Annotated in this window: 21 protein-coding genes and 1 other RNA gene; 14 read left to right on the top strand and 8 right to left on the bottom strand. The window is 62.6% G+C overall.

Features of this window, described 5'->3' with window-relative positions:
- Positions 1 to 90 precede the first annotated feature (90 nt).
- The 3 genes from AC4P1R_RS09945 to ssrA form a co-directional block, all read right to left on the bottom strand.
- Entirely contained in the window at positions 91 to 321 is a 231-nt protein-coding gene (locus tag AC4P1R_RS09945) for a DUF4169 family protein (RefSeq protein ID WP_492176832.1), read from the bottom strand.
- A gap of 15 nt (positions 322 to 336) precedes the next feature.
- The gene (locus AC4P1R_RS09940) at positions 337 to 849 is read right to left on the bottom strand and encodes an SspB family protein (RefSeq protein WP_492176831.1); all 513 of its coding nucleotides are present in this window, start codon (positions 847 to 849) and stop codon (positions 337 to 339) included.
- Positions 850 to 976: 127 nt separating this feature from the next.
- Positions 977 to 1,343, bottom strand: a transfer-messenger RNA (tmRNA) gene (ssrA, locus tag AC4P1R_RS09935).
- Between the two features lie 359 nt (positions 1,344 to 1,702).
- Here ssrA and AC4P1R_RS09930 point away from each other — a divergent pair.
- The 11 genes from AC4P1R_RS09930 to AC4P1R_RS09880 all read left to right on the top strand — a co-directional run bounded on the left by AC4P1R_RS09930 (position 1,703) and on the right by AC4P1R_RS09880 (position 9,194).
- Positions 1,703 to 1,909 carry a hypothetical protein gene (locus AC4P1R_RS09930; protein ID WP_492177733.1) on the top strand — a complete coding sequence of 69 codons (207 nt, stop codon included), beginning with the start codon at positions 1,703 to 1,705 and terminating at the stop codon, positions 1,907 to 1,909.
- A gap of 11 nt (positions 1,910 to 1,920) precedes the next feature.
- On the top strand, positions 1,921 to 2,163 hold the full coding sequence (locus AC4P1R_RS09925) for a hypothetical protein (protein ID WP_492176830.1): 243 nt from the start codon (positions 1,921 to 1,923) through the stop codon (positions 2,161 to 2,163).
- Positions 2,164 to 2,213: 50 nt separating this feature from the next.
- A complete protein-coding gene (locus AC4P1R_RS09920; protein WP_492176829.1) occupies positions 2,214 to 2,453 on the top strand; it encodes a hypothetical protein in 240 nt (79 codons plus the stop codon).
- 95 nt (positions 2,454 to 2,548) lie between these two features.
- Positions 2,549 to 3,343, top strand: a complete 795-nt coding sequence (locus AC4P1R_RS09915; RefSeq protein ID WP_069461561.1) for a thymidylate synthase — start codon at positions 2,549 to 2,551, stop codon at positions 3,341 to 3,343.
- Positions 3,344 to 3,427: 84 nt separating this feature from the next.
- Complete coding sequence (locus AC4P1R_RS09910) at positions 3,428 to 4,033, top strand: glutathione S-transferase family protein (RefSeq protein ID WP_492176828.1); 606 nt, start codon at positions 3,428 to 3,430, stop codon at positions 4,031 to 4,033.
- Positions 4,026 to 4,577, top strand: coding sequence for a dihydrofolate reductase (locus tag AC4P1R_RS09905; RefSeq protein ID WP_151611467.1), 552 nt, complete (start codon positions 4,026 to 4,028; stop codon positions 4,575 to 4,577). The genes AC4P1R_RS09910 and AC4P1R_RS09905 overlap by 8 nt, the downstream gene beginning before the upstream one ends.
- Before the next feature lie 195 nt (positions 4,578 to 4,772).
- On the top strand, positions 4,773 to 5,855 hold the full coding sequence (gene hflK, locus AC4P1R_RS09900) for an FtsH protease activity modulator HflK (protein WP_069461563.1): 1,083 nt from the start codon (positions 4,773 to 4,775) through the stop codon (positions 5,853 to 5,855).
- The gene (gene hflC, locus AC4P1R_RS09895; RefSeq protein ID WP_492176827.1) at positions 5,852 to 6,796 is read left to right on the top strand and encodes a protease modulator HflC; all 945 of its coding nucleotides are present in this window, start codon (positions 5,852 to 5,854) and stop codon (positions 6,794 to 6,796) included. Before hflK ends, hflC begins: the two co-directional genes overlap by 4 nt.
- A 7-nt stretch (positions 6,797 to 6,803) precedes the next feature.
- The gene (locus tag AC4P1R_RS09890; RefSeq protein WP_492176826.1) at positions 6,804 to 6,989 is read left to right on the top strand and encodes a DUF2065 domain-containing protein; all 186 of its coding nucleotides are present in this window, start codon (positions 6,804 to 6,806) and stop codon (positions 6,987 to 6,989) included.
- Positions 6,990 to 6,995: 6 nt separating this feature from the next.
- Positions 6,996 to 7,382, top strand: a complete 387-nt coding sequence (locus tag AC4P1R_RS09885) for an ACT domain-containing protein (RefSeq protein WP_492176825.1) — start codon at positions 6,996 to 6,998, stop codon at positions 7,380 to 7,382.
- Positions 7,383 to 7,694: 312 nt separating this feature from the next.
- A complete protein-coding gene (locus AC4P1R_RS09880) occupies positions 7,695 to 9,194 on the top strand; it encodes a Do family serine endopeptidase (protein ID WP_492176824.1) in 1,500 nt (499 codons plus the stop codon).
- Positions 9,195 to 9,315: 121 nt separating this feature from the next.
- On the opposite strand, the gene serB is transcribed toward AC4P1R_RS09880, so the two are convergent.
- Complete coding sequence (gene serB, locus AC4P1R_RS09875) at positions 9,316 to 10,203, bottom strand: phosphoserine phosphatase SerB (RefSeq protein ID WP_273361328.1); 888 nt, start codon at positions 10,201 to 10,203, stop codon at positions 9,316 to 9,318.
- Between serB and miaA the strand changes: the two genes are divergently transcribed.
- Complete coding sequence (gene miaA / locus AC4P1R_RS09870; protein WP_492176823.1) at positions 10,202 to 11,110, top strand: tRNA (adenosine(37)-N6)-dimethylallyltransferase MiaA; 909 nt, start codon at positions 10,202 to 10,204, stop codon at positions 11,108 to 11,110. The genes serB and miaA overlap by 2 nt on opposite strands.
- A gap of 42 nt (positions 11,111 to 11,152) precedes the next feature.
- Here miaA and AC4P1R_RS09865 read toward each other — a convergent pair whose 3' ends face one another.
- From AC4P1R_RS09865 to AC4P1R_RS09855, 3 genes are all read right to left on the bottom strand, one after another.
- Positions 11,153 to 11,584: a DUF6841 family protein gene (locus AC4P1R_RS09865; protein WP_069461570.1), complete on the bottom strand. Its 432-nt coding sequence runs from the start codon at positions 11,582 to 11,584 to the stop codon at positions 11,153 to 11,155.
- 24 nt (positions 11,585 to 11,608) lie between these two features.
- Positions 11,609 to 11,953 carry a nuclear transport factor 2 family protein gene (locus AC4P1R_RS09860; RefSeq protein WP_492176822.1) on the bottom strand — a complete coding sequence of 115 codons (345 nt, stop codon included), beginning with the start codon at positions 11,951 to 11,953 and terminating at the stop codon, positions 11,609 to 11,611.
- Positions 11,954 to 12,075: 122 nt separating this feature from the next.
- Positions 12,076 to 14,112 (bottom strand): ATP-binding protein, encoded by a 2,037-nt coding sequence (locus AC4P1R_RS09855; RefSeq protein ID WP_492176821.1) that lies wholly within the window; start codon positions 14,110 to 14,112, stop codon positions 12,076 to 12,078.
- Positions 14,113 to 14,394: 282 nt separating this feature from the next.
- Between AC4P1R_RS09855 and AC4P1R_RS09850 the strand changes: the two genes are divergently transcribed.
- Together AC4P1R_RS09850 and ilvN are read left to right on the top strand one after the other, a co-directional pair.
- Positions 14,395 to 16,173 (top strand): acetolactate synthase 3 large subunit, encoded by a 1,779-nt coding sequence (locus AC4P1R_RS09850; RefSeq protein WP_492176820.1) that lies wholly within the window; start codon positions 14,395 to 14,397, stop codon positions 16,171 to 16,173.
- Positions 16,174 to 16,190: 17 nt separating this feature from the next.
- Positions 16,191 to 16,763, top strand: coding sequence for an acetolactate synthase small subunit (gene ilvN, locus AC4P1R_RS09845; RefSeq protein WP_034851062.1), 573 nt, complete (start codon positions 16,191 to 16,193; stop codon positions 16,761 to 16,763).
- 244 nt (positions 16,764 to 17,007) lie between these two features.
- Here ilvN and AC4P1R_RS09840 read toward each other — a convergent pair whose 3' ends face one another.
- On the bottom strand, positions 17,008 to 17,853 hold the full coding sequence (locus AC4P1R_RS09840; protein WP_492176819.1) for an aldo/keto reductase: 846 nt from the start codon (positions 17,851 to 17,853) through the stop codon (positions 17,008 to 17,010).
- Between the last annotated feature and the right edge of the window lie 297 nt (positions 17,854 to 18,150).

Here is an 18,150-nt window from a genome sequence, read left to right as displayed (position 1 = left end):
GTACTTTCCGAAAATGGGGTCCGATTTTTTCGGATGCCACAGCGCCGCGCGTCTTGTCAGACGCGCCAAGGTCGCTGTATCTCTTTGAAACTAAGTCCGCTCATTTCCTTCGGGTTCGTCTTTCCCGGACGTCCCGGACGAGGTGGGCTCCAGCCGACCCTGGTCGAGCGACTTCGACGCCCTTTCGTTCAGGGCTTTGGTCAGGGACTTTTCCGCCTTCGTGCGGCCAAAGGAAATGCGGTTCTGTTCAGCTTGCTTCTCGCTCGCGGCGCGGGCCTGGCGCTTGCGAAACTGACGTAGGTTGACGACGTCACCGGCCATTTCCCGCGCCCCAGCTCAATTCTTCTTGCGGAAGGAATCGAGAGACACGACAGAGCCGCCGCTCTTTTGCTCCTCGCCGGTCTTTTCGGCGCTTGCCTCAGGGGCATCGTCGGTGTCGCCGACCGGGTAGGCAGTGATCTCCGCCGGTTCCGACTCGTCCTCCTCGCCGGCGGCGACGTCGAACTCCAGTTCGAAATTCACCGACGGGTCATAGAAGCCGCGGATTGCGTTGAAGGGAATCACCAGCTTCTCGGGCGTGTCGGAAAAGGAAAGACCGATTTCGAAGCCGGTCTCCGAAACCTTGAGGTCCCAGAACTGGTGCTGGACGACGATGGTCATTTGTTCCGGATATTTCGCCCTGAGATGTTGCGAAACACGAACGCCGGGAGCGCCGGTCAGGAAGGTAATGAAGAAGTGATGGTCGCCGGGCAGGTGACCCGTTGCGGCGACTTCGGCCAATACCTTACGAATGACGCCGCGAAGCGCGTCCTGCGCCAGTATATCGTAGCGGATGTGGTCCTGGCCCATGTGGTCCCCGTCTGTCTTCAATCTGCGGCATGGCTCGATCGTCCAGCCGTTGCGTGCTTCATTGCCCGTCTGTTTATGGCGAGTCAATTATCGAGGCATCTATAGACCATTTCAGCACGGGGGAGAAGGTGAAGGCTTCTGTTGCCAGGTGCCTTCGGACCCCGCCTTACGGTGCTACCCGGAAGGACTTGATTTGAAGTGCCGCACCGCCGTTAGGCAGCGAGACGTGCTTCAGCATAGTTGTCGTTTGCAACTATAAATTTAGCCCGATAACGGTGGTACAATGCCGAGCAAAAAGTCGATCTTTACACCCTTGTCGATCCTATTTCGCCCCCATCAAAAGCCGGTCGGAATGCTTCCGGAGACCGGTTTTTGGTGGAGGCGCCGGGTACCGCCCCCGGGTCCAATGGGTTTATTGCATCGCCCGTTTATTGCCATAGCCGCCCGAGGACGGCACTCGTGATATAGGTCTTTCCAGGCCCCAAGAAAAGGGGGGCAGATGGGAATATGACAGGTATCTGACGGTAGCCGGTGCGCGTCTTTCGCGACGCGCGCCGATCGCTGGAGCCGGCTGCCGTTCCTCTGCGGCGCCAACGCTGTCGGGCCGGATTGACCGGCCTGGCGCCCTTCATTCCCTCAGCGATGATCGCCAGGAAGCCGTCGAGCGAGCGGCTTGCCTTCTCCGGTGAGGAGGGGAACTGGTCGTAGAAGGCTTCTCTCACGAGCAGCGGAACCTCTGCTCCGGGATGCGCTGCCACAAGGGCGCAGCCGCGGCCTGCCATCGGGGGAACTTTAGGCGCCGACCCCGGTTAACACCGGGATGATAAGTCCGACAGCGAGAGGAGGCAGTTCCATTATGACCTCCAAACATCCCAAGACCCGGCGCCCGAGCGACAAGGACCTGAAACAGGACCCCGGTATCGGCCAGTCGAAGGGCATCAAAGGCCCTGCCGACTATGAGCGCCTGAAGCGCGACAGTACCGTCGAAGGCGATGTGGCGAACGACGCCACGGGTGAGGGCGGCGCAGATCCTGCCCAGCGCGGGCGAACCAACAAATAGGAGCGACGACCATGGTCGGCAGGAAGACGCATGAACAACAGCGGCGCATTATCGAGGGCCGCGAGGACACATCGAATGCGGGCAAGGACTTCGATGCCGAGGCGGATCTGAAGCGCTCCGAGGCCCTCAGACGGGCGCAACGCAAAGGGCGAAGTCTCGACACCGATCATGCCGATGCCCGTGAGGAGAATGAGCGCAGCATTCTGAGAGGCGAGAACCAGGAGAGCAGACACCACAAGGATGGCGGGGGTTGAGCGACCTGGCATTCGCGGTCGCACATAGTACGAGCATGAAGGAGATGACCATGGCTCATGCCAGCAAGAAGAACATCGGCAAGCCCGACAAGGGCAAGGGCTCGGGAAGCGGGGCGAAGACCGAGGTGCAGCAGGAAATGCTCGGCGAAAACGAGGTCCTGTCCAACCGCGACAAGAAACAGCACTCGGACGCGCGCGGCCTCGACGGCAATAAGGTGAAGAGCGATCAATATCAGGATCACGCCGCCAACCGACGCCCCCGAAATGATGGAGGCGGGCAGGGCCCCTGACCTGACGGATCAGTGCTTCAGGAAAGCAGATTGCCCGTTGGCTCCGCATGGACTTCGCCCTATTTTGAAGGGCAACGAATCGGCGGCGGGCGACCATGCGGCAATATCTCGAGCTTCTCGATCATGTGATGAGCAACGGCAGCGACCGGGGCGACCGGACCGGCACCGGCACGCGTTCGGTCTTCGGTCACCAGATGCGCTTCGACCTGTCGCAAGGTTTCCCGGTGCTGACGACAAAAAAGCTGCATCTGCGCTCGATCATCCACGAGCTTCTCTGGTTCCTGAAAGGCGACACCAATATCGCCTATCTCAAGGAAAACGGGGTCAGCATCTGGGACGAATGGGCGGACGAAAATGGTGAGTTGGGGCCGGTCTATGGCTATCAATGGCGCTCATGGCCGACGCCGGACGGCGGCCATATCGACCAGATCGCCGGACTGATCGAGGGGCTGAAGACCAACCCGAACTCACGCCGGCACATCGTCTCGGCCTGGAACCCTGCGCTTGTCGAGGAGATGGCGCTACCGCCCTGTCACTGTCTGTTCCAGTTCTATGTGGCGGAGGGCAAGCTTTCGTGTCAGCTTTACCAGCGCTCCGGCGATATTTTCCTGGGCGTGCCGTTCAACATTGCTTCCTATGCGCTGCTGACGATGATGGTGGCGCAGGTGACAGGGCTTGAGCCCGGCGACTTCGTGCACACGCTCGGCGACGCGCATATCTACCACAATCATTTCGACCAGGCGCGGCTGCAGCTGACGCGCACGCCGAAGCCGCTGCCCAGGATGGAAATAAACCCGGCGGTGAAGGACCTGTCTTCCTTCAGGTTCGAGGACTTTAGCCTGATCGGCTACGAGGCCGAGTCGCACATCAAGGCGCCGGTCGCGGTCTGACTGCAATCGGACGAGCGCTGTCGGCGGCTCGTTCGACGGCGGGCGTTCTCGATGGCTGCCGATCCGGCGGATACGGAGGTTATGATGTTGACACTGATTCACGCGCCCCTGTCACGGTCCTCGCGGATCATCTGGCTCCTGGAGGAAATCGGCGCCGAGTACGAAATCCGCTATGTGGATATCCGGCGGTGGGACGGCTCGGGCGGGCCGGACGAAAACAATCCTCACCCGCACAAACAGGTGCCCGCCCTCCTGCATGACGGAACCCTGATATGGGAGTCGGTCGCCGTCGTGCAATATCTGACGGATCTTCACCCCGATTGCAGCCTTGGCCGGCCGCCGGGCCATCCGGAGCGCGGCGCCTATCTGTCCTGGCTTGCCTATTATGCGGGCGTGATCGAGCCGGCGGCGAGCGCCCATGTTTCCGGCTCGACGGCCAATAATCCGGCGCTGGCGAGGCTCCATACGGAAATGTGCGCACATGTGATCGACGTGCTCACCCGCCAGCCCTATCTAATCGGCGACAGGATGAGCACTGCCGACCTGCTGCTCGCGAGCGCATTGCAGTGGATGCGCAAGATCCTGCCGGAAAGCGACGTCATCGACCGCTATGTGCGCGTGGTGACCGACCGCCCCGCACTTCTGCGGGCCCGCGAAATCGACAGCAAGCCGAGTGGGTTCCATGACTGAAGGCAAGAGCGAACCGAAAATCGTCATCGTCGTCGCGATCGCGGCGGATGGTGTCATCGGCCGCGAAGGGGACCTGCCATGGCGGCTTTCGACCGATCTCAAGCGCTTTAAGGCGCTGACGATGGGCAAGCCCGTGGTGATGGGCCGCAAGACCTGGGCCTCTCTCGGGCGCGCCTTGCCCGGGCGTCCCAATATCGTCATAAGCCGCGATCCCAATTTTGCGGCGCAAGGCGCCGAGCTCGCGTCCTCGCTGGAGGCGGCGCTCGACAGGGCGCGGGACCATGCGGCGACCCTGGGTGTCGACGAGATTTGCATCATCGGCGGCGGCGAAGTCTACCGCCAGTCGATCGGCATTGCCGATGTGCTGCATGTGACCGAGGTCCAGGCCGAAGTGGAGGGGGACACGGTCTTTCCGGCGATTGATGCCGCCATCTTTGAAAAAGTATTCGAGGAAGACCTTCCGCGCGGCGAGAAGGACAGCCATGCGATGCATTTCGTCACCTGGCGGCGACGCGAGAGGGAGGGCGGAGCTGCCGCGAGGTGACCGGTGCGCGCGCCCGATTCCGCTCGTGGCACGTCTCCTGCGCAGGTGCGACATTTATTTTAACGCATTTACGGTGAACTCGGTCGTATCGCGTTGAAAGCAATGCATCCGATACCTATAACGGGGTCACATCTTTGACCGGCCGCATGAGGCGGCGAGGTCGATCTGAGAAGTCTTCGTTCAAGAGAGGTTTTGATGCCCTGGAGCAATCAGAATGGCGGCGGCGGCCCTTGGGGCGGCGGCGGCAATCAAGGGCCGTGGGGCCAGGGGAACAGACCGCGGGGCGGAAAAGGCGGGCCGCCGGATCTCGAGGAGATCATCCGGCGCGGTCAGGATCAGTTGAAGAATGTCGTGCCCGGCGGCTTCAACGGCGGCATCTTCGTGATCGCCGGCCTGTTGATCGTCGGATTTGTCCTGCTCAATTCCATCTACACCGTTCAGCCGGACGAACGCGGCGTCGAGATGCGCTTCGGCAAGCCGAAGGACGAAATCTCGATGCCGGGCCTGCATTATCACTTCTGGCCGTTCGAGACCGTCGAATATGCCAAGGTCACGGAACAGCAATTGAATATCGGCAGCCGCGCCGGCGGCCAGTCGAGTTCGGGGCTGATGTTGAGCAGCGACCAGAACATCGTCAATGTCCAGTTTTCCGTACTGTTCTCCGTCACCGATCCGAAAGCCTACCTCTTCAACGTGGAAAATCCCGTCGACACGCTGCAGCAGGTGGCTGAAAGCGCAATGCGCGAAGTCGTCGGCAGGCGACCGGCACAGGATATCTTCCGCGATAACCGTCAGGCGATCGCGACGGATGTCCGCAACACGATCCAGGCGACGATGGACAGCTACGGCGCTGGCGTCTCCGTGAACACGGTCGCCATCGAGGACGCAGCACCGCCGCGCGAAGTCGCGGATGCCTTCGACGAGGTGCAGCGCGCCGAACAGGACGAGGACCGCTTCGTAGAAGAAGCCAACCAATACGCCAACCAGGTGCTCGGTCGCGCGCGCGGCCAGGCGGCGCAAATCCGCGAAGAGGCGGCAGCCTACAAGGACCGCGTCGTCAAGGAGGCGGAAGGTGAGGCGCAGCGCTTCGTCTCCGTACACGATGAATATTCCAAGGCCCCCGAGGTCACCCGCAAGCGGCTCTATCTCGAGACGATGCAGGGCGTGCTCGGCAAGTCCAGGAAGATCATCCTCGACGAGGCGAACAGCCAGGGCGTCCTGCCCTATTTGCCGCTCAATGAACTCGGCAGGCCCGCGCAGTCGGGAGGTACGCAATGATCAACAATCGCAGTTCCATCGTCCTCATCGTGCTCGCCGCGGTGCTGGTCATCGCTTACGCATCGGTTTTCGTCGTCAACGAACGCCAGCAGGCCATCGTCGTGCGCTTCGGTGAGATCCGCGCCGTGAAGACGCAGCCGGGCATCTATTTCAAGCTGCCCTTCGCCTTCATGGACGCCGACCGCGTCCAGTATGTACCCGACCAGGCGCTTCGCTTCGATCTCGACGACATCCGCGTGCAGGTCTCGGGCGGCAAGTTCTACGAGGTCGACGCCTTCGTGGTCTACAAGATCGCCGATCCCCGCCGCTTCCGCGAAACGGTCTCCGGCGACCGGGAATCGGCCGAGGCGCGGCTGAGGACCCGTCTCGATGCATCGTTGCGTCGTGTCTACGGTCTGAGGGGCTTCGAGGCAGCACTTTCCGACGAGCGCGCATCGATGATGCGCGAGGTACGTGCCGACCTCAAGCTCGATGCGGAATCGCTCGGCCTCAGCTTGGAAGACGTGCGCATCCGCCGCACGGATCTGACGCAGGAGGTCTCGCAGCAGACCTACGAGCGGATGAAGGCCGAGCGCCTGGCAGAGGCCGAGCTCATCCGCGCGCGCGGTAACGAAGAGGGCCAGCGCCGACGCGCCATCGCCGACCGGCAGGTCGTCGAGATCGTTGCCGAAGCGCAGCGCGATTCGGAGATCCTGCGCGGCGAAGGCGAGGGCGAGCGCACGAGGATCTTTGCCGACGCTTTCCAGCGCGACCCGGGCTTCTTTGAGTTCTACCGCTCGATGGCGGCCTATTCGCAGGCGATCGGCAGTCCGGACACGACCTTGCTGCTTTCGCCGCAGTCAGAATTCTTCCGCTACTTCAACAGCGCGAATGCGCAAGAAGAGACGAAGGCAACGTCTGCGGCACCGGCAGTACCGGCTGCGCCGGAGGCGGCGGACTGAGCGGGCGATGTCCGATTTTCTGACCGGATTGGCATTTTTCCTGATCATCGAGGGGCTGGTGTACGCACTGGCCCCTTTGGTTCTTGTGGAAATGGCGAAGCGTTTGCCGTATGTCCCGGAGTATCAGCTCCGATTGGCCGGAGTCGCTTCGGTGGCCATGGGCGTCGGACTTGTCTGGTTGGTTCGAGGATAATGCGAAATGCAACATAAACTGCTGATCCGGTTGGTCGACGCCGAATATGCCATTACCCGTTTCACGATCGGGTCTGCTATTCCGGAGTGGCTGCCCGGGCCGGGGTTCTGGACCGTTTCAAGTTCCCGCGAAGAGATGACGCTCGTTTGCCGGGCCGCCCGCGTCCCCTCAAGCGTTCAGAGTTCGCTCGGCTGGCGCTGTTTCCGCGTCGAGCAGCATTTCAGCTTCGATGTGCCGGGCGTGCTGGCGGCCGTTCTCGATCCGCTTACGTCCGCAGGGGTCGGCGTGTTCGCCAATTCGACCTTCAGCACCGATTACGTCTTCGTTGCGGGATCCGATCTCGAAAAGGCGCTGCAGGCGCTGAAGGAGTACGGGCACGAAATCACCACCTGACGGCGTCTGGCCCTGGGCTAGCGCGCAGGATCAGGAAATCGTGTCTGGACGGTCCCGAATTCCGCCGTATCTTCAGACGAAGAATTTGTCGTGCGGGCCTGCTGCAACGCATCGCCTGCAACGCCGTACGGCCTACACGACGCGCAAGGTCGCTGCAGCGTTTCGCCCGCAGCATGGCTTCGTCCTTATGTCGAATTCGATTTAAGGAGACATGCAGAAGGCGGTATAATTAGCCTATGGCAGTCGACATGCGAGGACCGGGCAGGGGTCCAGATCGACGCGACGCAAAAGCAATGATGGGAGCCTAGCGACTTGTCCAAACGACCCGAATATTTCCGCAGCGCGGTGCTGGCGGCCGCGACGGCACTGATCCTTTCCAACGGCGCCTTTGCCGAGACGGCTATGCCGCGGCCGCCGATCGGGCCGCCCTCGGTCGCTGATCTCGCGGAGGGGGTCCTCGATGCCGTCGTCAACATATCGATCTCGCAGAACGTGAAATCCAGCGAGGACAATGCCCCGATGCCGCAGGTGCCGGAGGGCTCGCCGCATCAGGAGTTCTTCGATGAATTCTTCAAGGGTCAGCGCGGCGGTGCCCGTCCGCGCACGGTCAACTCCCTCGGCTCCGGCTTCATCGTCGATCCCGCAGGCTATATCGTCACCAACAATCACGTCGTCCAGGACGCGGACGACATCGAGATCAATCTCTCCGACGGCATGAGCTTGAAGGCGAAGCTGGTCGGCATGGATACCAAGACCGACCTCGCCCTGCTCAAGGTGGATCCCAAAACGCCGCTCAAGGCCGTCACATTCGGCGATTCGCGCAAGATCAGAATTGGCGATTGGGTGATGGTCGTGGGCAATCCGTTCGGCCTCGGCGTGTCCGTCTCCGTCGGCGTGGTTTCCGCCCGCGGCCGCAACATCAATGCCGGTCCTTACGACAACTTCATCCAGACCGATGCGGCGATAAACCGCGGTAATTCCGGCGGGCCGCTGTTCAACATGCAGGGCGAAGTGATCGGCATCAATACGGCGATCCTGTCACAGACCGGCATGTCGGTGGGTATCGGCTTTGCCGTGCCGGCGGAACTGGCGGTCAATGTCGTCAACCAGCTTAAGGAATTCGGTGAGACGCGGCGCGGCTGGCTTGGCGTGCGCATTCAGCCGGTGAGTGACGACATCGCTGAAAGCCTGAAGATGGAAAGACCGCACGGTGCGCTCGTCTCCGGGATCATCGAAGGCGGCCCGATCGCCCATGGCGAAATCAAGGCCGGCGACATCATCACCCGCTTCGACGGGGCGGATATCGCCGAAACCCGAGATCTCATCCGCGCGGTCGGCGAAAGCGCCGTGGGCAAGGCGGTCGATGTGGTGATCATTCGCGAGGGCAAGGAGCAGACGGTTCGCATCACGCTCGGAAGGCTTGAAGATGGAGAGCAACTGGCAAAGGCGGTGACGGTGCCGGAGGGCCAAGGGACGGAGCCTCAAGACCCGCAGGCTGCACCGTTGCCTGCAAGCGACGCGGTGCTTGGCATGAAGCTCGCGGTGCTCGACGAAGACCGCCGCAAGGCGTTCGGCATCGCCGAGACCATAGAGGGCGTGGTCGTGACCGAGGTCAGGCCGAACTCCCCCGCGGCCGAGCGCCGTCTCGAGCCCGGGGACGTGATCGTCGAAGTCGGCCAGGAGGCAATGGCAACGCCGGAAGACGTGACGGCTCGCGTCGAGGCTCTGAAAGCGGACGGCCGGCGCAATGCGTTGCTGATGATCGCCAACAAGTCCGGCGAATTGCGCTTCGTCACGGTGCGGATGGAGTAGGGCTCGCTCGCCTCTCTGTCACGCACGGCGCGCTGCGCTTTGATCACAGGCGGCGCTGGAGAGTGCTAATCCTTCCACCCGGGTTGGCGCGCCCAATCGTCGGCCGTGATCGCGTAGAGGATCACGTGACGAAATCCGTTTTGCGGTAGCCCTGGAGATAAAGGAGAGCGGTAAGGTCGCCGTGGTCGATGCGGATCTGCGCCTGTTCGGCGACGACGGGCTTGGCGTGCAGTGCAACGCCGCTGCCGGCAAGCTGCAGCATGCCGAGATCGTTGGCACCGTCGCCGACGGCGATCGCGTCCGCGGTCGAGATGCCGAGCCGTTCGGAGATGTCGATCAGCGCATCGACTTTCGCCTGCCTGCCGAGGATCGGCCGGGCCACTTCGCCGGTCAGCTTTCCGTTTTCTTCGAGAAGGATATTGGCGCGGTTTTCGTGAAAGCCGAGCCTTTCGGCGATCGGGCCGGTGAAAACGGTGAAGCCGCCGGAAACAAGTGCCGTGTAATGTCCCTTCGCCCGCATCGTGGCGATCAGTTCCCGCCCGCCGGGCGTCAGCGTGATGCGCTTGGCGATTACCTCGCCGATGACCGCTGCGGGGAGGCCCTTGAGCAGCGCCACGCGCTCGATCAGCGCCGGTTCGAAGGCGATCTCGCCATTCATTGCGCGTGCGGTAATGGCGGCGACCTTTTCCTTCAGGCCCACTTCCGCTGCGAGTTCGTCGATACATTCCTGGCCGATCATGGTCGAATCCATGTCGGCGATGAGAAATCTCTTGCGCCGGCTTTCGGCATCCTGCACCGCGACGTCGACGCTCGCATCGCCGAGCACGGCGCGCAACTGCGCCTCGGCCGCCTCCGCATCGCTGCCATCCATGAGCGCGATGTCGCAGGCAATTCCGTCGGCGAGCCAGTAGAGGCCGGACGCCTTGACGGCCTCTGCCGCGGCCTCGGCCAATGCGGACGTCAGGACGGGATTTGACGGATTGGCGACAAGCGTGGCAACGAGAGCCATGATGGAGAACCTTGAGCAAGATATGGACGCGATCCTGATAACCGGGCCGACCGCCAGCGGCAAGTCCGCACTTGCCGTGAAGCTGGCCCGGCGGCACGGCGGCGTCGTTGTCAACGCCGACAGCATGCAGGTCTACGACACGCTGAAGATCCTGACCGCGCGTCCCGACGAGTCGGAGATGGGCGGTATCGAGCATTTGCTCTATGGCCATGTGCCGGCGGGGCAGCCCTATTCGACCGGCGCCTGGTTGCGCGAGGCGGAAGCGCTGGTTGCGCGTTTGCGCGAAGAACGGCGGCTGCCCGTCTTCGTCGGCGGAACGGGCCTCTATTTCAAGGCGCTGACGGGAGGCCTCTCGGATATGCCGGAAGTTCCGGCGGAAATCCGCACAAGGCTGCGAGGTCGGCTGAAGGCGGAGGGTGGGGGGATGCTCCATGCCGAGCTTGCGGCGCGAGATCCGCAGACCGCCGCCCAGTTGCGGCCGGAGGACGGACAGCGCATCGTCCGGGCGCTCGAGGTGATCGAGGCGACGGGCAATTCCATTCGCCATTATCAACAGGGCCGTGGTCCGGTGATCGTCGATCCCGGCCGAGCGCTGAAGATCGTCGTGCTTCCGGATCGCGCGCTATTGCACAGCCGCATCGACCGGCGCTTCGTGACGATGCTCGCAAGCGGCGCGGTCGACGAGGTGCGGGCCCTGCTCGCGCTTGGGCTATCGTCGGACATGCCGGTCATGAAGGCGATCGGCGTCCAGCAGATTGCTGCGATGCTCAAGGGCGAGATGGGCGAGGCGCAGGTGATCGAGACCGGGGCGGCGGTGACACGGCAGTATGCCAAGCGCCAGATGACCTGGTTCCGCAACCAGCTCGACGACAGCTGGCAACGGGTCGAGAAGGCGGATGCGCTGTAAAACGTGAGGCTTTCCGTCGTAACCGGCACCGCTTCAAGCATGTCAACCTATGCCATGCTTCTTCAGCGCGGCCTCCTCGTCGCCGCTTATCCAGCCAAAGATCCTTGGCTCCTCATTTCGGACCTGAACTAGGTAGTGGACCTCGAAATCGATGGTGACATCGGGCCTGTCCTTCACCGCATAGACAGAGCGCCAATCGACACGGACGAGGAAGTGCAGTGCGTCGATCGGCGTGATCTTGAGCCCGCGAATCTTGAGTTCCCTGGTCCCGATCGCGCGGTAGTGGGCATAGCCCTTTTCCATCGAGGTATTCAGACTCTCGTCGTTCCTTCCCGCCATCACGCCGGCCGGCGAGGCCGCGATGAAATCCGATGCGAATACGAAGGTCGTGTCGCCGACGTCGATCTCCCCGGCAAGTACCTTATTGGCCATGCCTTCATAGCGCTTGAAAAATTCGCGTAGAACTTCCTCCATTTGCGGCCTCCCTGTGATGCGCGTTCAGTGCGCCGGTGTCTGCTGATGCTGTACCAGCCGCCATTCAGCGCCGATTTGCGCATAGGTGGAGGTGCAATGGGCTGTATATGAGGAATCGACATCACGCCGGCCCTGGGCGCGGTAGGCGAGAACGATGATTGCTTCGGTCGGCCGGGCAATCCGTCTCTCCGTCATTGTCACGTCCTGCCAACGCGAGGCGCCATCGAGAGCTCGAACGATCTCTGACCCGGCGAGGATGCCAACCGGCTGGAATGCCATCAGGCATTCGTCAGCGACCAGTGATTGGTAGGCGCCGGCACCTTCGAGCCACAGCCTGCGCTCCAGTTCCCATGCCTCGTCGTCATCCACGTTTCCCTCCACCGTGCTGCGGCGTTCATGTCATGCATCAACGTTTCAAGAAGGGATTCCGATCCGCACAACTTTCTGCGTTTGGATTGGAACCGTCGTCTTCCGCGCCATGCGGGGCTCCGTTATTTGCGGATGATACTGCCCAGCGGACGCTTGAGCAGGCTTTCGCGCAGCGATCCTTGACGCTGCGCTTCGGGGGCGGGGGAGCCGAAGCTCCGCTCCGGCTGCACCGGCGGACGGTGTCTCGCGGTATCCCTTTCCGCCTGACCGAAAAGGATCTGCTCGCGGATTTGGTTGAAGCGCTCGAGTTGGGGATTGACCGGTTCGGGTGCGTGCGGAAGCATATCCGGCCGGTAGGACTCCAGCGCCGGCTCCTGCATGCCCTCGGCGGGTGAGGGAGCGATCTCGCCACTGGGTTCTTCCCAGCCCTCCTCCTCGTCGGCGAGCGTGTGAGCGCTTTCGGCCGCCAGGTAGCTCTGCTGGAAGCTTGATATATCCGGTCCGTTCATGGCGCGCATGCGGCTGACGATCGAACGCAGATCGACGGGCGGTGCATCCTCTTCGACCCTGTCGGTGATGCCATGGGCGCGTGGCAATCTCGCCTCTTCCACGCGGCTGAACCGCATGCGCATCGGAACCGCCACGGCTTCGCCGAATGCGATCGCCTCGCCATTGCCGATCGATGAGATGAAGCTGGTGGTCGAGATCGACGAGTTGGAGATCGCGGAGCGGATGATCTCCTGGTCGCGGTCGTTGGCGAGCCGCATGGCAAAGACCGTCGAGCACTGCGACAGGATCGTCGGATCGAGTTCGCCGGGTCGCTGGGTGATGATGCCGAGCGACACGCCATATTTGCGGCCTTCCTTCGCGATGCGGGCGATCGCCTGGCGCGTAGGCAGAAAGCCGAAGGAAGGGTCGGCCGGCACGTAGCGGTGGGCCTCCTCGCAGACGACCAGCATATGAATGCCGCCATTGCTCCAGAGGCCGATTTCGAAGGCCATGCGGCAGAGCACCGAGGCGACCGAATTGACGACTTCCGAGGGGATGCCGGCCAGTTCGAAGGTGGCGACCGGTTTGCCTTCCCCAGGTATGCGGAAGATCCTGGCGATCGTGTCCTGGATCGTATCGGTGATCGTGTTGGACGAGAACATGAAATGATAGCGGGGGTCGTTGATCGCCGAGGCGATCCTGACCTTGAGCGAGCGCAGATGCGGCTTATCGGTGCGCCCTTCGAGCCGGCCGATGCGCTCGTCGATCATCGCCAAAAGGTCGGCCATGCGGAAAGGCACGGGGGTGTCCGCGGTGATCGAACTCTTTTCCGTCTGGCGGCGCATCAGGCCCGATTCGCCGCCCTTGAAGGCCTTTTTCGCATCGGGGATGACGTCGCGCAGGATGTCGAGCTCTTCCGCCACCGGGGGGCGACCGCGGAAGATCACCTCGGCCAGTTCCTCCAGGCGAAAGAGCCAGAACGGCAGTTCGAGCGAGTCGGTGTCGATGACGACCGCATGTTCCGGAAAAGCGGCGGCGAACTCGTTGTGCGGGTCGAGGATCAGCACGCGCAGCTTCGGATCGGCGGCGATCGCCTTGTTGAGCAACAGGGTCACGGCGGTCGACTTGCCGACGCCGGTCGTGCCGACGATGGCGAAGTGCTTGGCAAGCATCGAGGGCACGTGGATCGTCGCGTCGAGGCTCTCGTCCTGCGTCAGCTTGCCGATGACGCAACTGTCCGCCTGCTTGGAATCGTAGATGCGCGCGAGGTCGGAGGCGCGGATGCGGTGGGCGATGGCGCCGAGATAGGGATAACGGCTGATGCCGGCGGAGAATTCCTCCCGCCCATCCGGCCCAATATAGACTTCGCCCATCAGTTCGACTTCGATGCGGATGGTGTTGTTCGTCTCCTCGCTCCACTCCTCGGAGGCGGTGTGCATCGAGCAGACGAGAGCCACGACGCGGTTCTCGCCGACTGAAATGGAGATCAGCCGGCCGACGGACCAGAGTTCGGTGAGCGAGGTCTCGCCGCGTTCGGCGACCGCAGCGATCGTTGCCCGCGAACCGTTGCACGCGACGACCCGGCCGAGGAAACGATTCCCCGGCTTCGTGCCGTCGCGGCGATCCTGTTCCCCGGCTCCGCTCGGGGACTGACGTTCACTGTTGAGCAATTGACACCTCGGGCGAATTGCTTCGAAGGATAGAGGAACGGCTTTAACAAGTGGTTGCAACTCTTGCAAAACGGCGTTGACGGCCCAAGGATTTCTGTTTATCAAATCGGCCCATGAAAAAATTCGCGGTTATTCTTGTGGTGGGACGGCGCATGGGCAGGATGGTGTAACCATCCGGCGATAGCCACCCATGCGCTGAACGAGGCTCCTGATGGGGCCTTTTTTTATGTCTTCAAACACGCTAATCACCCCAAAACCTGAAAAAGGGACGGAAGCAGGCTCATGAGCGGAACTGAAAACCAGATGACCGGGGCGGAGATCGTTCTCCAGGCTCTGAAAGACAACGGCGTCAAACACATCTTCGGCTACCCCGGCGGCGCCGTGCTTCCGATCTATGACGAGATTTTCCAGCAGGAAGACATCGAGCACATCCTCGTTCGTCACGAGCAGGGCGCCGGCCACATGGCCGAAGGCTATGCCCGTTCCACCGGCAAGGTCGGCGTCATGCTCGTCACCTCCGGTCCAGGCGCGACCAATGCGGTCACGCCGCTGCAGGACGCGCTGATGGATTCGATCCCGCTCGTCTGCATCTCCGGCCAGGTCCCGACCGCGCTGATCGGCTCGGACGCCTTCCAGGAATGCGACACCGTCGGCATCACGCGGCCCTGCACCAAGCACAATTGGCTGGTCAAGGACGTCAACGATCTCGCACGCATCATCCACGAGGCCTTCCGCGTTGCGCAATCGGGTCGGCCGGGCCCGGTCGTCGTCGACATTCCGAAGGACATCCAGTTCGCGACCGGCACCTACACGCCGCCCTCGGCCGTGCCGACGCAGAAGAGCTATCAGCCGAAGACCCAAGGGGACATCAGGAAGATCGAAGAGGCGATAGCGCTGATGAAGGAGGCGCGCCAGCCCGTCATCTATTCCGGCGGCGGTGTCGTCAATTCAGGCCCGCAGGCCGCCCATCTCCTGCGCGAGCTGGTCGAGCTCACCGGCTTTCCGATCACCTCGACGCTGATGGGCCTCGGCGCCTATCCGGCTTCCGGCAAGAACTGGCTCGGCATGCTCGGCATGCACGGCACCTACGAGGCCAACATGGCGATGCATGATTGCGACGTCATGATCTGCATCGGCGCGCGCTTCGACGACCGCATCACCGGCCGGCTCAATGCGTTCTCGCCGAATTCGAAGAAGATCCACATCGACATCGACCCATCCTCGATCAACAAGAACGTCCGGGTCGACGTGCCGATCGTCGGCGATGTCGGCACGGTTCTCGAAGACATGGTTCGCCTCTGGCGCGCGGCGGCGAAAACGGCGGACACGGCGCGGCTCGGCGACTGGTGGCGCTCGATCGGCAAGTGGCGTGCGCGCAACTCGCTCGCCTATACGGCGAGCGACGATGTCATCATGCCGCAATATGCGATCCAGCGGCTGTATGAGCTCTCGAAGGGCCGCGACACCTACATCACCACCGAGGTCGGCCAGCATCAGATGTGGGCGGCACAGTTCTTCGGCTTCGAGGAACCGAACCGCTGGATGACTTCGGGCGGACTCGGTACCATGGGCTACGGCTTCCCGGCCGCGATCGGCGTCCAGGTTGCGCATCCGGAAAGCCTCGTCATCGACATTGCCGGCGACGCCTCGATCCAGATGTGCATCCAGGAAATGTCCTGCGCGGTGCAATACGGCCTGCCGGTCAAGATCTTCATTCTGAACAACCAATATATGGGCATGGTCCGCCAGTGGCAGCAGCTCCTGCACGGCAACCGCCTGTCCCATTCTTATACGGAGGCGATGCCGGACTTCGTCAAGCTTGCCGAAGCCTATGGCGGCGTCGGCATCCGCTGCGAGAAGCCGGGTGAGCTCGACGACGCGATCCGCCGGATGATCGACACGCCGGCGCCCGTCATATTCGACTGCCGCGTCGCCAATCTCGCCAACTGCTTCCCGATGATTCCCTCCGGCAAGGCGCATAACGAGATGCTGTTGCCCGACGAGGCGACGGACGAGGCGGTCGCCACGGCGATCGACGCCAAGGGCCGCCAGCTCGTTTGAGGATAGAGGAACGATAAATGAGTGCACATCTTCAGCCGACGGGCTCCGCCTATTTCATCGCCAAGGAGACGGAGCTTGCCGAAACGCACACGCTTTCCGTTCTCGTCGACAACGAGCCGGGCGTGCTTGCCCGCGTCATCGGCCTCTTTTCCGGCCGCGGCTACAACATCGAGAGCCTGACGGTCTCCGAGACCGAGCACGAGGCGCATCTGTCGCGCATCACCATCGTCACGCGCGGCACGCCGCATGTGCTCGAGCAGATCAAGAACCAGCTCGAACGGCTGGTGCCGGTCCATCGCGTTGTCGACCTCACCGTGCGGGCGGCGAGCCTCGGCCACGACCGGCCGATCGAACGGGAACTGGCGCTCGTCAAGGTGCATGGCTCCGGCGAGCACCGGGTAGAGGCACTCAGGCTCGCAGACGCCTTCCGCGCCTCGGTCATCGACGCGAATATCGAGCACTTCGTCTTCGAGATCACCGGCAAGCCGTCGAAGATCGAACAGTTCATCGCGATCATGAAGCCGCTCGGCCTGATCGAGGTCTGCCGCACCGGCATCGCTGCGATGAACCGCGGCCACCAGGGGATGTGAGCGGGCGGGTTGCCTGAATGTGGGGGGGAACTGCGCCCTCAAGCGCGCCCCTCCGCAACCCCTCCCCACAGGTGGGAGGGGCTCAACTTGCCGCACCACCTCAGCCGCATCTCAACCTGCGCGTTAGGCGCAACACTTGCAAGTGGCAGGCGCCGGCAGCGGCCACCAAGCCCCTCCCACCTGTGGGGAGGGGTTGGGGAGGAGTCTCTTCGGCGCCGAACTGTGGGGGTGCTCTATCCGCGCCTCAAATAACCTCCAGCCGCATCTTTCTCCTCGGCGGCGGGAAGAACCGGTCGAGTTCGGTGAGGTTCTCCGCCGTCAGGTGAATGTCCATCGCGTCGCGGTTTTCGCGGGCGCGCTCGGCGGAGCCGGTCTTGGGGATGGAGATGACGCCGGAGCGGGTTTTCAGGAAGGCGAGCGCCACCTGTGCCGGCGTCGCCTGATGCGCCTTGGCGATGTGGATCAGATCGGCATTGTGGAGAAGCCGCCCCTCGTCGAGCGGCGAATACGCCATGACGGGCAAATGCCGGTCGCGGCACCAGGGCAGGAGATCGTATTCGATGCCGCGGCGGGACAGGTTGTAGAGCACCTGATTGGTCGCAACATGACCGCCCTCCGGTACCGCGATCAGTTCCTCCATGTCGCCGACATCGAAATTGGAGACGCCCCAGGCGAGGATCTTGCCGGCCTTCTTCAACGCCTCGAAGGCGGCGACGGTATCGGCGAGCGGATGGCCGCCGCGCCAGTGCAGAAGGTAGAGATCGATACGATCGGTGCCGAGATTTTCGAGGCTGCGCTCGCACGCGGCGATCGTGCCCGAACGGCTGGCATTCGCCGGCAGCACCTTGCTGACGACGAACGCTTCGTCGCGCCGCCCTCGGAGGGCTTCGCCGACGATGCGCTCCGCACCGCCGTCGCCATACATCTCCGCGGTGTCGATCAGCGTCATGCCGAGATCAAGGCCGATCTGCAGGCTGCGAATTTCCGCCGCTGCCGTCACCCGGTTCTCGCCCATCCGCCAGGTCCCCTGACCGAGGACGGGGACCTTGCGGCCGCCGCGGAAAGCAAGGGTAGGGATGGGATCATGCATCAAGACTGTCCTGTGCTGGGCCGGGCGCATCGGCTCCGAAAATCATAGCCGAATTTCGGAAAGCTCGAGGCGCAGAGTCAAAAAGTTCGAGCGATCTTTTCCCGTCGGAAAAGACGCGCGGGCGCTGTCATCATGAAATCTAAGAATCCGATTTGAAAGAGTCCATAAGTCACGTTCCGGTGACCGCGCCTTTGCTGCTTTGTGTGCCCCCCCCCCCCCGCCGCCGCCCGGCAGGCTTTAAAGACGTAAAAGAAAATAGAACTACGCCTTGTAAGCAACATATTTGTATCCTAGATA

The sequence above is a fragment of the Sinorhizobium sp. Y406 genome (assembly GCF_058732025.1).
The sequence above is the reverse complement of the archived record's forward strand: the minus strand, read 5'-3'. Positions and strand labels throughout refer to the sequence as shown.